The organism is Streptomyces sp. NPDC007856 (assembly GCF_042868225.1).
Classification (GTDB): Bacteria; Actinomycetota; Actinomycetes; order Streptomycetales; family Streptomycetaceae; genus Streptomyces.
The window spans coordinates 65,897-80,189 of the sequence record NZ_JBIAEC010000008.1 but is presented as its reverse complement, the minus strand read 5'-3'; the positions used below and the strand labels follow the sequence as shown (position 1 = coordinate 80,189).

At 71.3% G+C, this 14,293-nt stretch carries 12 protein-coding genes and 1 other RNA gene; 1 reads left to right on the top strand and 12 read right to left on the bottom strand.

Annotation, left to right across the window (positions count from 1 at the left end; translation table 11 throughout):
* Positions 1–57 precede the first annotated feature (57 nt).
* From ACFYOH_RS20270 to ACFYOH_RS20240, 7 genes are all read right to left on the bottom strand, one after another.
* Positions 58–642 carry a sigma-70 family RNA polymerase sigma factor gene (locus tag ACFYOH_RS20270; RefSeq protein ID WP_030167252.1) on the bottom strand — a complete coding sequence of 195 codons (585 nt, stop codon included), beginning with the start codon at positions 640–642 and terminating at the stop codon, positions 58–60.
* Between the two features lie 217 nt (positions 643–859).
* The gene (locus ACFYOH_RS20265) at positions 860–1,453 is read right to left on the bottom strand and encodes a CGNR zinc finger domain-containing protein (RefSeq protein ID WP_388627321.1); all 594 of its coding nucleotides are present in this window, start codon (positions 1,451–1,453) and stop codon (positions 860–862) included.
* Between the two features lie 256 nt (positions 1,454–1,709).
* Positions 1,710–2,870, bottom strand: coding sequence for a uroporphyrinogen-III synthase (locus tag ACFYOH_RS20260; protein ID WP_388627319.1), 1,161 nt, complete (start codon positions 2,868–2,870; stop codon positions 1,710–1,712).
* Between the two features lie 89 nt (positions 2,871–2,959).
* Positions 2,960–4,339 carry a nitrate/nitrite transporter gene (locus ACFYOH_RS20255; protein ID WP_388627317.1) on the bottom strand — a complete coding sequence of 460 codons (1,380 nt, stop codon included), beginning with the start codon at positions 4,337–4,339 and terminating at the stop codon, positions 2,960–2,962.
* A 126-nt stretch (positions 4,340–4,465) separates the two neighbouring features.
* Positions 4,466–6,637 carry a bifunctional polysaccharide deacetylase/glycosyltransferase family 2 protein gene (locus ACFYOH_RS20250; protein ID WP_388627315.1) on the bottom strand — a complete coding sequence of 724 codons (2,172 nt, stop codon included), beginning with the start codon at positions 6,635–6,637 and terminating at the stop codon, positions 4,466–4,468.
* Between the two features lie 22 nt (positions 6,638–6,659).
* On the bottom strand, positions 6,660–7,748 hold the full coding sequence (locus tag ACFYOH_RS20245) for a hypothetical protein (RefSeq protein WP_388627314.1): 1,089 nt from the start codon (positions 7,746–7,748) through the stop codon (positions 6,660–6,662).
* A gap of 266 nt (positions 7,749–8,014) precedes the next feature.
* Positions 8,015–8,986, bottom strand: coding sequence for a LysR family transcriptional regulator (locus tag ACFYOH_RS20240; protein WP_388627312.1), 972 nt, complete (start codon positions 8,984–8,986; stop codon positions 8,015–8,017).
* 84 nt (positions 8,987–9,070) lie between these two features.
* Here ACFYOH_RS20240 and ACFYOH_RS20235 point away from each other — a divergent pair, with 84 nt between their 5' ends.
* Positions 9,071–10,270, top strand: a complete 1,200-nt coding sequence (locus tag ACFYOH_RS20235) for an MFS transporter (protein WP_388627310.1) — start codon at positions 9,071–9,073, stop codon at positions 10,268–10,270.
* A 63-nt stretch (positions 10,271–10,333) separates the two neighbouring features.
* Here ACFYOH_RS20235 and ssrA read toward each other — a convergent pair.
* The 5 genes from ssrA to ftsE form a co-directional block, all read right to left on the bottom strand.
* Positions 10,334–10,702: a transfer-messenger RNA gene (gene ssrA, locus ACFYOH_RS20230) on the bottom strand.
* A gap of 104 nt (positions 10,703–10,806) precedes the next feature.
* A complete protein-coding gene (gene smpB / locus ACFYOH_RS20225) occupies positions 10,807–11,286 on the bottom strand; it encodes an SsrA-binding protein SmpB (RefSeq protein ID WP_388627309.1) in 480 nt (159 codons plus the stop codon).
* A gap of 56 nt (positions 11,287–11,342) precedes the next feature.
* Complete coding sequence (locus ACFYOH_RS20220) at positions 11,343–12,536, bottom strand: S41 family peptidase (RefSeq protein WP_388627307.1); 1,194 nt, start codon at positions 12,534–12,536, stop codon at positions 11,343–11,345.
* 67 nt (positions 12,537–12,603) lie between these two features.
* Positions 12,604–13,521, bottom strand: coding sequence for a permease-like cell division protein FtsX (ftsX, locus tag ACFYOH_RS20215; RefSeq protein ID WP_388627305.1), 918 nt, complete (start codon positions 13,519–13,521; stop codon positions 12,604–12,606).
* A 34-nt stretch (positions 13,522–13,555) separates the two neighbouring features.
* Positions 13,556–14,245: a cell division ATP-binding protein FtsE gene (gene ftsE / locus ACFYOH_RS20210; RefSeq protein ID WP_031159396.1), complete on the bottom strand. Its 690-nt coding sequence runs from the start codon at positions 14,243–14,245 to the stop codon at positions 13,556–13,558.
* Positions 14,246–14,293 lie beyond the last annotated feature (48 nt).

Genomic DNA, 14,293 nt, shown 5'->3' with positions numbered 1-14,293 from the left:
CAGACATACCCGGACCACCTGCACCGAATCCCTGCATTCCCCCGTAACCACTGCTCATCACGCCGTCACCCCCCGCTCCTCCAGTGCCAGCTTCATCGATCGCAGGGCGTAGAACACCCGAGAGCGCACCGTGCCGCTGGGGATGCCCAGCGTCTCGGCCGCCTCATTGACCGTACGCCCCTTGAAGTACGTCTCGACGAGGACCTCCCGGTGGGCCGGGGTCAGGTCGTCGAGCGCGTCCGACAGCGTCATCAGCCACAGCGCCTTGTCGATCTCGTCCTCCGCGGGGATGACCTCCAGCGGCGACGGATCGACCTCCTGCGGCCGGGCCTGCCGGCTGCGGTGGCCGTCGATGACGATGCGGCGCGCGACCGTCACCAGCCAGGGGCGTACCGAACCGGTCGCCCGATTGAGCTGACCGGCGTTCTTCCAGGCACGGATGAGCGTTTCCTGTACGACGTCCTCGGCGCGCTGCCGATCACCGGCGACCAGCCGCAGGACATAGGCGAGCAGGGGGCCGGCGTGCTCTCGATACAGCGCACGCATCAGCTCCTCATCGGGTTCCGAGGGCTGTGAGGACATGCGATGTCGGGCCCTCGATCCACGTTCATTGGCCACGGCCGCATCCTTGCGCACGCCCACCTCCGGTGTCCGGGGGTTCCCCCAGTCGGTCGCTCGCCCACCCGTACGGAAGGAAGTGGCGCGGTGTTCAAACGGAGGTGACAGTTTTCTCGCGGGTGACGTGACGAGCGGGACATGCGACCACAATCCCACCAGTTGATCTTCACATTTCAGACACATCGCGGGGAGGGGTGCAGCATCCCTGTGCATGGGCCAACCAAACCCGGTGTTACGGAAATCACGCCCGCGCGAGCGCGGCCCGCCGCCGGTGCCGGGCCACCCGCTCCCGGTTCCCGCAGACCTCACTGGAACACCACCGCCGGCGCCGCCCCCGGGAGGTGTCCAGGTACACCAGCGGGCAGTTGTCACCCTCGCACTCCCGCACGGCCGCCCGTGCGACGGGGTCGGTGAGCAGTTCCACGGCGTCCCGCGCGACGAGCGCGAGCAGCCCGGCGCAGGCCGGCGGATCGGCCAACTCCCTGGTGAGTCCGCCGCGCTCACCGCGTACGGCTCGCGGGACGGGGGTCGAGGCATGGGCGACCTCGTTGACCCGCCGGAGCGCGCTCTCGTACGACGGCGTGTCCGGCGCATGTGGGTTCCGCACCAAATGCCCGATGTGCGCGCGCAGTTCCCGGAACCCGACGAGCCAGGAGGCGTCGGCGTGACCGAGCGCCGTACCCTCCGGCACGAGTCCCGTCCCGGCGATCCACGCGCACAGCGCCTCGACGCCGTCCAGGCGTTCGGCCGGATGCGTGGTCGCGAGGAGATCGAGACAGATCCGTCCGGCGTCGAACCGTGGCTCGTACGGAGGTGTGGCCGTACCCAGTGCCATGTGCCTGTCACCGCCTAGGCAGGAAGCGTGGGGCTCTTCTCTTCACAGTGCCCGCCCGGACGCCCGGCCGGAACCCCTCGTACCTCCTGGACGCACGCGTATGCGAACGCGCGCCTCGGCCAGGACGACCACGCCGACCACGACTGCCGCGGCGGCCACGCGCGCTGCTGCTGACTGGGTTGTCGGCATGGCGGCTCTGGGGCACCCCCTGCGCCCGCTGGATTCGTCGGGCCCGGGCGGCGAAGGGCAACGGCGTTCACGCGTCCGCGTACTTCGCGTCCGTCGCCGGGTCCAGGGCCAGGCGGTAGCCGCGCTTGACCACCGTCTGGATCAGCTTCGGCGCGCCGAGGGCCGTACGGAGCCTCGCCATCGCCGTCTCCACCGCGTGTTCGTCGCGGCCCGCACCCGGCAGGGCGCGCAGGAGGTCGGCCCGGGGCACCACCCAGCCGGGGCGGCGGGACAGGGCCCGGAGCAGGGACATGCCCGCCGGGGGGACCGGCTTGAGCGCGCCGTCGACCAGGACCGCGTGGCCCCGGATCTCCACCCGGTGGCCGGCGATCGGCAACGCGCGGGCGCGGGCCGGGAGTTCCTGGCACAGCAGCTGTACCAGGGGGCCCAGACGGAAGCGCTCCGGCTGGATGGTGTCCACCCCGTGGGCCTGGAGGGGGACCGCCGTGACCGGGCCCACGCAGGCCGGGAGGACATCGTGGGTGAGGGCCGACAGCAGGTCGGTGAGCAGGCCCCGGTCCTCCGCCCGGGAGAGCAGCGAGGCGGCCGCGGGGGCACTCGTGAAGGTGAGGGCGTCCAGGGAGCGGGAGACCGTCGCGTCCAGCAGTCGGTCCAGCGGGGTGATGTCCTCCGGCGGCATCCAGCGGTACACCGGCACCGGGACCACCTCCGCTCCCCCGGCCCGCAGGGACTCCACGAAGCCCGGGAGCGGCTCGCCGTGCAGCTGTACGGCGATACGGCGGCCGTCCACCCCCTCCTCCAGCAGGCGGTCCAGGACCTCGGCCAGGGATTCCGAGGACGGCGACCACTCCTCCGTCAGGCCGGCCGCGCGGATCGCCCCCTTGACCTTCGGCCCCCTGGCCAGGAGTTCGGCGCCGCGCAGCCCGCCGAGCAGCTGCTCGCCGAGGCCCCAGCCCTCGGCGGCCTCGATCCAGCCCCGGAAGCCGATCGCCGTGGTGGCCACGACCACGTCGGGCACCTGGTCGATGATCTCCTTCGTCGCGGCGAGGAGTTCGCCGTCGTCGGCCAGCGGCACGATGCGCAGGGCCGGCGCGTGCAGGACGGCGCCCCCGCGCCGCTGGAGCAGGGCGCCCAGCTCGTCGGCCCGGCGCGCGGCGGTGACGCCCACGGTGAATCCCGCGAGCGGACCGTGCTCGACGGCTCCGGGTTGCTGCTCTTCGTCGTACATGGAGGCCTCTCCTAGCTGACCGGCGCGCGAATCGAGCCTGTCAACGGCGCATGACAGGCTCGGTTCGGCTTCATTGCACCGGTGTTACGTCACACTTCGGCGTAGCTGAGCTGCGCCTTTGTCTCCGAAGCCGCCACCGTCGCGGTCTCTCGCGCCGGGCGGCGAAGGTATACGGCCCATGTCACCGCGAAGCAGAGGCCGTAGAAGGCGAGGAAGGCGACGAACGCTCCGGTGCCGGTGCCGTAGGACAGGAAGGACTGGCGGAAGGCGAGGTTGATGCCGACCCCGCCGAGCGCGCCGACCGCGCCGATCAGGCCCATGGAGGCACCGGAGAGGCGGCGGCCGTAGGCCACCGCGGCCTCCCCCTCCAGGCCCTTGGCCAGGGCCTTCGCCTGGAAGATGCCCGGGATCATCTTGTACGTCGAGCCGTTGCCGAGCCCGCTGAGCACGAACAGGACGACGAAGACGGACACGAACAGCGGCAGCGACTTCTGCCGGCTCGCGCCGATGAGGACGGCGGTGGCGGCGGCCATGGCGACGTAGTTCCACAGGGTGATGCGGGCACCGCCGAAACGGTCGGCGAGCCGGCCGCCGAGCGGGCGGATCAGGGAACCGAGCAGCGGGCCGATGAAGGTGAGGTACGCCGCCTGCAGCGGGGTGCGGCCGAACTGGATCGTCAGGACCTGGCCGAAGGCGAAGCTGTAGCCGATGAAGGAGCCGAAGGTGCCGACGTAGAGGAAGGACATGATCCAGGTGTGGGCGTCCTTGGCGGCGTCCTTGGCCGCGCCGGTGTCGTTCTTCACGGAAGCCAGGTTGTCCATGAAGAGGGCGGCCAGCACCGCGGCCACGACGATCAGCGGGATGTAGATGCCCAGCAGGACCCGCGGGCCGCCGCTCGCGCCGATGACCGCCAGGGCGACGAGCTGGATGACGGGCACGCCGATGTTGCCGCCGCCCGCGTTCAGGCCGAGCGCCCAGCCCTTCTTCCTCAGCGGGAAGAAGGCGTTGATGTTGGTCATGGAGGAGGCGAAGTTGCCGCCGCCGATGCCGGCCAGCAGGCCGACGACGAGGAACGTGCCGAAGGACGTGCCCGGTGTCATGACCGCGAAGGCCGCGATCGTCGGGATGAGCAGCAGGCTCGCCGAGATGATCGTCCAGTTGCGGCCGCCGAAGACGGCCACCGCGAAGGTGTAGGGGACCCGCACGACCGCGCCGACGAGGGTGACCATCGAGGTCAGCAGGAACTTGTCGGCGGGCGTGAGTCCGTACTGCGGGCCCATGAACAGGACGAGGACGGACCACAGGGTCCAGACCGAGAAGCCGATGTGCTCCGAGAGGACGGAGAACCAAAGGTTCCGGTTGGCGATCCGCTGCCCGGTGGCCTTCCAGAATCCCTCGTCCTCCGGGTCCCAGCGCTCGATCCAGCGGCCACTGCGACGGGTTGGGGCTGTTGGGGCTGGGGCTGTCATCACGCCTCCACGGGGGCTCCGGCTGCTCGGTCTGCCGTCGACCTGCCATCGACCGACTGAGCCCGAAGGTAGGGAGGGCGCGTTTCCGGCCCTGTGGCTGTGAGTGACCGGAAGGGAACGTTGCTCTCACCCCGGCCGGAGCGGGGATGAGAGGTCCCGCGGCGGACCGGGCGCGGCCACGCCACCCATGCGGCGCAGCTTCTGCCAGCGCAGCCGGCCACCAGTGAGCGCGGTGATCCAGGACTGGAGGAGCACCACGTACATCAACTGGCGGTAGAGGATCTGCTGCAGGGGCAGCGAGAGCAGCGGGGTGAGGCGCTCGCGGTCCAGGGCGAAGGCGTAGGCCGCGCAGACCGCCTGCACCGCGAGGACGGCGAACCAGGCCACGATCGTCTTCCCGGTCGGCCCGAAGACCAGGCCGTAGACGAGGAAGAGGTCGATCAGCGGCGCCAGCAGCGGGGCCACCACCATGAACAGGGACACCAGGGGAAGGCCCACCCGGCCGAAACGGCCGGAGGGACCCCGCTCGAACAGGGCCCGGCGGTGCTTCCAGATCGCCTGCATGGTGCCGTACGACCAGCGGTAGCGCTGCGACCACAGCTGCTGGACGGACTCGGGCGCCTCGGTCCAGGCGCGGGCGCGCTCGGCGTAGACGACCCGCCAGCCGTCGCGGTGCAGCGCCATCGTGATGTCGGTGTCCTCGGCGAGCGTGTCGTCGCTCATCCCGCCGACCCGTCGCAGCGCCGAGCGGCGGAACGCGCCGACCGCGCCGGGGATCGTCGGCATGCAGCGCAGGATGTCGTACATCCGGCGGTCGAGGTTGAAGCCCATCACGTACTCGATGTGCTGCCAGGCGCCGATGAGCCGGTTCTTGTTGCCGACCTTGGCATTGCCGGCGACGGCGCCGACGGACGGGTCGGCGAAGGGCTGCACCAGTTCGCGGACCGTGGACGGCTCGAAGACCGTGTCTCCGTCCATCATCACGATCAGGTCGTACCGCGCGTTGTCGATGCCGCGGTTGAGCGCGGCCGGCTTGCCCGCGTTGGCCTGCCGGATCACCCGGACGTTCGGCAGGTCCAGCGCCTCGACGATCCCGGCCGTGCCGTCGGTGGAGCCGTCGTCGACGACGAGCACCTCGATCGGATGCTCGCTGCGCATCAGCGAACGGACCGTGTTCTCGATGCACTTGGCCTCGTTGTACGCCGGAACCAGCACCGACACCGGCTCGGTGACCGGCTCCTCGCCCCAGCGGAAGTCCCGGCGCCGGGTGCGCCGGGCGTGGACGCCGGCCAGCAGCAGCATCAGGGCGAAGCGCGCGAGGACGAGGACGCCGACGACCGCGAGACCGGCGACGAGGACACCGGTGACGCTGTCCGACGCCCGCACCAGGAAGATCCAGGCCCTGCCCTTCCACAGGTCGAGGCCGGTGACCGGGGTGTCGGCGCTCGGCGCCTTCAGCGCCTCGGTGACGGTCTGGAAGGCGTACCCCTGCTGCTGGAGCCGGGACAGGTACCGGTCGAGCGCCTGGACCGTCTGGTGGCGGTCGCCGCCCGAGTCGTGCATGAGGACGACCGCGCCCTTGCCGCCGTGCGGCGTGGCGTTGCGGATGATCGTGGCCACGCCCGGCCTGCGCCAGTCCTCGCTGTCGATGTCGTCGACGACGGTGAGATAGCCGCGGCTGCCGACGTACTCGGTCACCGGCCAGGACGCGTCGTCCATGGCGTCCGCGAAGGAGGAGTACGGCGGCCGGAACAGGGAGCTGCGGATGCCGGCCGCACCGGCGAGCGCGAGCTGGCTCTGCGACAGCTCCCAGTCGATGCGCTGCCTGGAGTGGTACGAGAGGTCGGGGTGGTCGAAGGTGTGCACGCCGACCTCGTGGCCCTCGGCCACCATGCGCCGGACGAGGTCCGGACAGCGCGAGGTCATCGTGCCGGTGACGAAGAAGACCGCGTGCGCGTGGTGCTTCCTGAGGACGTCGAGGACCTTTGGCGTCCAGGTCGGGTCGGGGCCGTCGTCGAAGGTGAGCACGATCCGGTGGTCCGGTATCCGCAGGCTGGTGACGGCGCCGTCCCGGGTGTCGATGACCGGGCCGCCGTCGACGATCTTCGACGGCACCTTGTCCTGCGCGGCCCCGGGCCGGATGCGGTGGTCCGCGAGGATCTCGCTGTGCACGTAGCCACGCAGCATGAGCATCGCCAGGGTCGCGCACAGCACCAGGACGGGGAGCAGATAGCGCAGCGGCAGTCGGGGGCGCCGTACCGGTGACGGGGTACGGCCGTCGCGGAAACGCGAAGCCATCAGAGGTTGTTTCCCTGGCGAGTCAGAGCGGGAGCGGGGGGTGCGAGTGCCGGGCCCGACCGGGCGGCGTGCGCCTGGTGGGCGTCGGGGACGCGGAGGGGCCGGCGGTGGACCCGGGGCCGGAGGCGGTCGGGGAGGTGCCCGTCGACGGAGCCGACGCGGACGGGGAGTCCCCGGGACCGCTCGGCGTGGCGGTGGCGGAGGCACCGGCCGTGGGTGTGGCGGCTGCCGAGCCACCGGGCGCCGGGCTGGACGAACCGGCAGCGGGTACGGCGGTGGCGCCCACCGATGCGGGAACACCTGTCCCGGTCACCGCGCGGGGACCGGACAGGCTCGGCGCGGAGGAGGCGCTGGGGTGCGGCGAGGTGTGCCTCTGGCCGGCCGGCTTGTCGTCGCCCTGGCCGGGCACCGGCAGCCACGGTGCGGTGGAGTTGCCGGACAGCAGGGTCGCGGCGATGACGGCGGCGTAGCCCGCGCAGGCGACGGCGACGGCCATGCCGAGCCGCCGGAAACGCCGTCCACGGCGACCGGACGCGTCGACGAAGACCGGCCCGTCACCGCCGTCGCCGCCGGCACTCGGTGCTTTCGTGGCGGATCCGGGCGACGTCTTTCCGGGCCCGACCGGGGCCAACTGGACGGTCACGTCGGGGAGGGTGTGCACAGGTTCGTGGGCCGGGGGCTCTGCGGAGGCTTCCGGATCCTGCCGTTCGGCGCTCACCAGGGCGGCCTCGCCGACCTCGCCGGCCTCGGCGTCCACGACGCCCACGACGCCCACGATTCCCACGACGCCCACGGCGCCCACGGCTTCCTCGCCGACCTCGGCTTCCTCGCCGACCTCGCCGACCTCGGCTTCCTCGGCGGCCTCGCCGTCCACAGCGGCCTCGCCGACCTCGCCGTCCACAGCGCACTCGGCACCCTCGGCGCCCACGGTCTCGACGACCCGCTCGCCGTCCAGGGTGTCCACGGTCTCCACGGCTTCGGTGTGCTCGGACTTCGCGTCGCCGTCGGCGGCGCCACCCGTTGGAGCCTCTCCGGCACCCGGAACCACATCGGTGTGCGAATCGGTGTCCGGAACGGTCGCCTCGCCCTGAGCGCTGCCGGGCTCCGGCACGGCCGGGGCCCCGCCCCGGGCCACCCTTGGGGCCGCCTCCGCGGGTGCGGTTCTCGGACCCTCCGGTTGGGCGTCTTCTGGCCACCTGTTCACGCGCGCACTTCCCCCCACGGGACAGTTCCGGGTGCGCTGACGGCCCGAGCGCCGTCGACCGAAACACGCCCCCACCCTGGTTCGAGCGCCCCCAAATACCACTCAGCGCTCGGGCCATGAATGTAGCGCACGTGCTGCACCGGTGACGGCCAGGCATCACTTCCAGCCGCTGGTCACGCCCTCATCACGCCCTCATCAGTGGCCGGAATCCACCCGCCGGCCGGCCGCCGCAGCCACCCCTCCGCCGCCGCGAGTTCGGCCGCCGCCCGGCGCAGCGCGTCCAGCCCGGGATGGACCAGCCCCTTCCGCCACACCAGGGAGACCGGCGACAGCGGGACGGGATCGACGAGCGGCCGGCGCACCGTGCGGGGCAGCGCTGGAAAATCCACGACAGCCAGTACCGGATGCCGGTTCTTGGCCATGATCCGCTCGAACTCCTCGTCCCCGACGGCCAGCGGCAGCGGCGCGGCGAGCCGGATGCCGCGCCCCTCGAAGAGCCGGGTCGCCAGGTCGGTCCACTCCAGGGTGCGCGGGTTCCCGGCGCCGGCGTACACGGTCTCGCCGGCCAGCGCGGCCAGCGGCACCTCGGCGCGGGCGGCCAGCGGATGGTCCTCGGGCAGTACGACGGCCATCGGCTCGTAGCGGACGGGCTGCTGTCCGAGGCCGGAGCGCAGCGCCGGGTCGAGGCCGGCGAAACGGCCGAAGGAGGCGTCCAGCCGGCCGGCCAGCACTTCGGCGGCGGCCCGGGTCAGGCCGCTCTCGTAGCGTGCCATCAGCTCGCAGTCGGGGGCGAGCTCGCGGGCCCGGTGCAGCACGCGGCGGCCGGTGGCCAGGCCCGGCGAGTTGAGGTCCACCAGCAGCGGGCGGGACCGGCCGGAGGCGAAGGCGGCGAGCAGGTCGTCCTGGGCGGCGAGCACCCGCCGGGCATGCGGGAGCAGCCGTTCGCCGTCCGGGGTCAGTGTCACCTGCCGGGTCGTCCGCACGAACAGCTCGGCGCCCAACTCCCGCTCAAGCCGCCGCACATCCCGGCTCAGCGCCTGCTGGGCGACGTACAGGCGGGCCGCGGCGCGGGTGAAGTGCAGTTCCTCGGCCACGGCGACGAAGGCGCGCAGCAGACGGGGCTCCATGTCGGCGGGGACGGGCATGTCCGTGAACTTACAACGCAGGTGCGTGAATCGGCACCGAGAAGGTGTTGGACCGGGTGATCCACTCACGGCGAGGGTGGACCCATGTCCTCGGTCATATCCACCACCAGCGGCTACCGCCGCCTCCTCTCGCTCCCCGGCGCCCGCGCCTTCACCACCGGCAACCTTCTCGCCCGGCTGCCCATGGGCATGTTCAGCGTGAGCGCCGTCGTGATGATCGCCGGCTCGCGGGGCTCGTACGCCCTGGCCGGTGCCGTCACCGCGACCGGCCTCGCGGCGACCGCGCTGGCCGGGCCCTGGATCGCCCGGCTCGTCGACCGCCGAGGGCAGGCCAGGATCGCGGTACCGGCCACGCTCGTCTCCGTGCTCGGCAGCCTGGCCCTGCTGCTGTGCGTGCGCTACGACGCCCCGGACTGGACCCTGTTCGCCGCCTACGCCCTCACCGCGGCCACCCCGAACATCGGCGGCCTGTCCCGCGCCCGCTGGGCCCATCTGCTGCGCGACGACCCCGGCGCGCTGCACACCGCGAACTCCTTCGAACAGGCCGCCGACGAGCTGTGCTTCATGCTCGGCCCGGTGCTGGCCTCCTTCCTCACCGGCGCCTTCTTCCCGGAGGCGGGCACGCTGGCCGGCGCGGTGCTGCTGCTCACCGGCATGCTGCTGTTCACCGCCCAGCGGGCCACCGAGCCGCCGCCGCGGGCCCGCTCCGAGGCACCCTCGCCGCTGCGCAGCCCGGGCATCCCGCCGCTGCTGGCCTGCTTCACCGCGACCGGGTCGGTGTTCGGCTCGATGGAGGTCGTCACCATCGCGTACGCCGACGCGCAGGGTCACCGTACGGCGGCCGGCGCGGTGCTCGCGTTGCAGGCGGCGGGGTCGTGCGCGGCGGGCCTGGGGTACGGCGCGCTGAAGCCGACGGGAGTGCGGCTGGGGCACTGCCTGGCGGGGATGGCCGTGCTGATGACGCTGCCGTGGGCTGCCGCCGGGGTCGCCGGTTCGCTGTGGGTGCTGGCGGGTGCGCTGCTGGTGGCGGGGATGGCGACGGCGCCGACCATGGTGACGGCGATGACGCTGGTCCAGCGGCGTACCCCGGCCGACCGGCTGAACGAGGGCATGAGCCTGATGGTGACGGGGCTGCTGGCGGGCATCGCCTGCGGCTCGGCGGCGGGGGGCTGGGCGTCGGAGCGCCTCTCCCCCACGGCCGCGTACGCCGTACCGGCGGCCGGCGCGGCTGTTGCCCTCGGGTTGGCTTCGCTCACCCGCGCGGGCGGGGTGCCGCCGGAATGACAACGGCCCCGCCGCTCGAAAGCGACGGGGCCGTTGCCCACATGGGGTGCCCCCGGAGGGGCGTCGTGGAGATGGCGGGAATCGAACCCGCGTCCAACGGTGCGGAATCAGGGCTTCTCCGTGTGCAGTTCGCTTCGCTTTTCTCGGCCCCGGCGATCACGCGAACAAGTCGCCGACGGGCTCAGTCACTGTTTGGTTTCCCTCTTCACCCCGTGACCGGGATCAAGGTTTAGTTCCCTAGCTGATGCCAGGATCCGGGTCGGGAACAGCCCCGGGCTGACACTTCGCAAGTCGCTACTTAGGCAGCGAGGGCGAAGGAATCGCGCTTGGTGTTGGCGATTATTTTTTTCGGCCTGTGGTTTACGAGATCATGGCCGCTTCCTCGACACGCTTCCCCTGCTTCGACAGCCGCTGTCGAAACCGATCATCCCCATGTTGATTTCTCAATGTGCACACCGGGCGTCCCCGTCCGGTGTTGGTGCCATCGTACGGGAACAACGCAGGTCGATGCCAGCGTATTCCCCTCGCCCGGGGGACTAGCCCCGCTGCTTCCGGCGTACCGCCGCCATCGCCCGGTCCGCCTCGCGCCGGTCCTGCTTCTCACGCAGGGTCTGGCGCTTGTCGTACTCCTTCTTGCCCTTCGCCAGCGCGATCTCGATCTTGGCCCGGCCGTCCTTGAAGTACAGGGCGAGGGGCACGATCGTGTGACCCGTCTCCTGGGACTTGGACTCCAGCTTGTCGATCTCCTCGCGGTGCAGCAGCAGCTTGCGCTTGCGGCGGGCGCTGTGGTTGGTCCAGGTGCCCTGGCTGTACTCGGGGACGTGCACGTTGTGCAGCCACGCCTCGTGACCGTCCAGTTGCACGAAGCCGTCGACCAGCGAGGCCCGGCCCTGGCGCAGCGACTTCACCTCGGTGCCCATGAGGACCAGTCCGGCCTCGTAGGTGTCGAGGATGTGGTAGTCGTGCCGCGCCTTCTTGTTCTGCGCGATCAGCTTGCGCCCTTTTTCCTTAGCCATAGTGCCGACCATTTTGGCACCACACAGGGGGTGTGCGTACAGCCGATTACGAGTGGCTACGAGGCGTCGCCCAGGCCGGTGAGCACCGTCTCGGCCCGGGTCAGGGCCTGCGGGCCCCCGTCCAGGTCGGGGGTGATGCCCCGGCCGTCGACCGCGTGGCCGGACGGGGTGCGGTAGTGGCCGACGGTGAGCTCGGCCACCGAGCCGTCGGGGAGCGTCGTCGGCATCTGGATGGAGCCCTTGCCGAAGGTGCGCGAGCCGATCACCACCGCGCGGCCCCGGTCCTGCAGGGCGCCGGTGAGCATCTCGGCCGCGCTCATCGTGCCGCCGTCGACCAGGGTGACCAGGGGCCGGGCGGTGTCGCCGCCGGGCGCGGCGTGCAGCGAGCGCTGGGCGCCCTTGACGTCGTAGGTGGCGACCAGGCCGCCGTCGAGGAAGGCGGAGGCGGTGTCGACCGCCTCGGTGACCAGGCCGCCGGAGTTGCCGCGCAGGTCGAGGACGATCCCGTCGTCGGCCGGGGCCTGCCGCACCGCGGCGCGGACGGCGGCGCCGGAGCCCTTGGTGAACGCGGCGATCCTGATGACGGTGACCCCGCCGGGCAGTCGGCGCACGGTCACCGAGTCGGTGGACAGGCTGGCCCGGTGCAATGTCTCGGTCCACGCGCGCGTGCCGCGCTGCAGGCCCAGGGTGACGGGCGTGCCCGCGGCCGCGTCGTCGGCGTCGCCGCGCAGTAAGGAGACGACCTCGGTGACCGGCTGCCCGTCGACCTTGCTGCCGTCGACGCTGCGCAGCCGGTCCCCCTTGCGGATCCCGGCCGCCGCGGCCGGCGAGCCGGGCTGCACCCTGGTCACCTCGATCCGGCCGTCCCGCTCGCGCCGCGCCCACAGGCCGACGCCGGTGTAGCGGCCGTCGAGGGCCTCCTGGAACTCCTGGTACTGGCCCTCCGAGTACACCGCGCCCCAGCGGTCCCCGCTGCGGCTGACGGCCCGCTCGGCGGCCTCCATCGGGGACTTGCCGTCGGCCATCGCCTCGGCGGCGGCCTTCTGCACGTCCTCGTGCCCGGTGGCCGTGGGCGCCGGCCCGGCGACGGATCTGCGCGCGGTGGCGTCGGGCTCCGGGAAGGAACCGGTGGCGGCGCCGGTGACCAGGACGCCGGCGAAGACCAGGGTCAGGGCGGCCCCGCGGCTGACGCGGCGGGGCTGACCGAACAGGTCTCGGCCTGACGTTGCGGTGAGTCCTCGGCCCGACATGGCGGTGAGTCTAGGACAACGCGAAGGGCCGTACGGGCGGATGCCCGTACGACCCTCTTGGCATGCGTCACACCTTCAGGTACTTGCGCAACGCGAAGAACGCGGCAAGTGACGGCATGAGAACGCTCGTTGCGAGGATCAACGGCAGCTTGGTCAACACCGCGTCCCACCCCACGAAGTTGATGAGAGTCAGCTTGTGGGCGAGGTCCATGCCGTGGTCGATGGTGAAGTACCGGCCGACCACCAGGGCCACACAGGCGAGGCCGCCGCCGATGAGGCCGGCGACCGCGGCCTCGGCGATGAACGGCGCCTGGATGTAGAAGCCCGAGGCACCGACCAGGCGCATGATCCCGGTTTCGCGCCGACGGCTGAACGCCGACACGCGCACGGTGTTGACGATCAGCAGCAGCGCGACGATCAGCATCATCGCCATCACGCCGAGCGCGCCCCGGTTCATCAGGTTCAGCAGCTGGAAGAGGTTGTCCAGGATGCCCTTCTGGTCCTGCACGGACTGCACACCGGCGCGCCCGTTGAAGGCGGACGCGATCACCTGGTACTTCTGCGGGTCCTTGAGCTTGATCCGGTACGACTCCTGCATCTGGTCCGGCGTGAGCGAACTGGCGAGCGGGGAGTTGCCGAACTGCTCCTTGTAGTGCTTGTACGCCTCGTCCTGCGACTCGTACGCCACCTTCTCGACGACCGGCATCTTCTGCAGGTCCGAGAGGATCTGCTTCTTCTGGTCCTCGGTCACCGCGCCCTTGGCGCAGTTGACGTCCGAGTCGGCGTCGTGCTTGTTGCACAGGAAGATCGAGACGTTGACCTTGTCGTACCAGTAGCCCTTCATGGTGCTCACCTGGTCGCTCATCAGCAGCGAGCCGCCGAAGAGCGCCAGGGACAGGGCGACGGAGACGATGACGGCGAAGGTCATCGTCAGATTGCGGCGGAGACCGACACCGATCTCCGACAGGACGAACTGGGCGCGCATGGCGTCTTGTCGAGCCTTTCCGTCGTGAACTTGCTTAGTGCTGGTAGCCGTAGACGCCGCGGGCCTGGTCGCGGACGAGGCGGCCCTTCTCCAGCTCGATGACGCGCTTGCGCATCTGGTCCACGATGTTCTGATCGTGCGTCGCCATGATGACCGTGGTGCCCGTCCGGTTGATGCGGTCGAGCAGCTTCATGATGCCGACGGAGGTCTGCGGGTCGAGGTTGCCGGTGGGCTCGTCGGCGATCAGCAGCTTGGGCCGGTTGACGAAGGCCCGCGCGATGGCCACGCGCTGCTGCTCACCACCGGAGAGCTCACCGGGCATCCGGTCCTCCTTGCCGCCGAGCCCGACGAGATCGAGCACCTGCGGCACGGATTTGCGGATCTCGCCGCGGGACTTGCCGATGACCTCCTGGGCGAAGGCCACGTTCTCCGCGACGGTCTTGTTCGGCAGGAGCCGGAAGTCCTGGAACACCGTCCCCAGCTGGCGGCGCATCTGGGGCACCTTCCAGTTGGAGAGGCGCGCGAGGTCCTTGCCCAGCACGTGCACCTGTCCGTGGCTGCACCGCTCCTCGCGGAGGACCAGCCGCAGGAAGGTGGACTTTCCGGAGCCGGAGGACCCCACGAGGAACACGAACTCGCCCTTCTCCACCTCCAGGGAGACATCCCTGAGCGCGGGGCGGGTCTGCTTGGGGTAGACCTTGGAGACATTGTCGAATCGGATCACGGATGCACCACGGGTCGCCGGGGGTAGATGAGCGTGACCATACGCGAA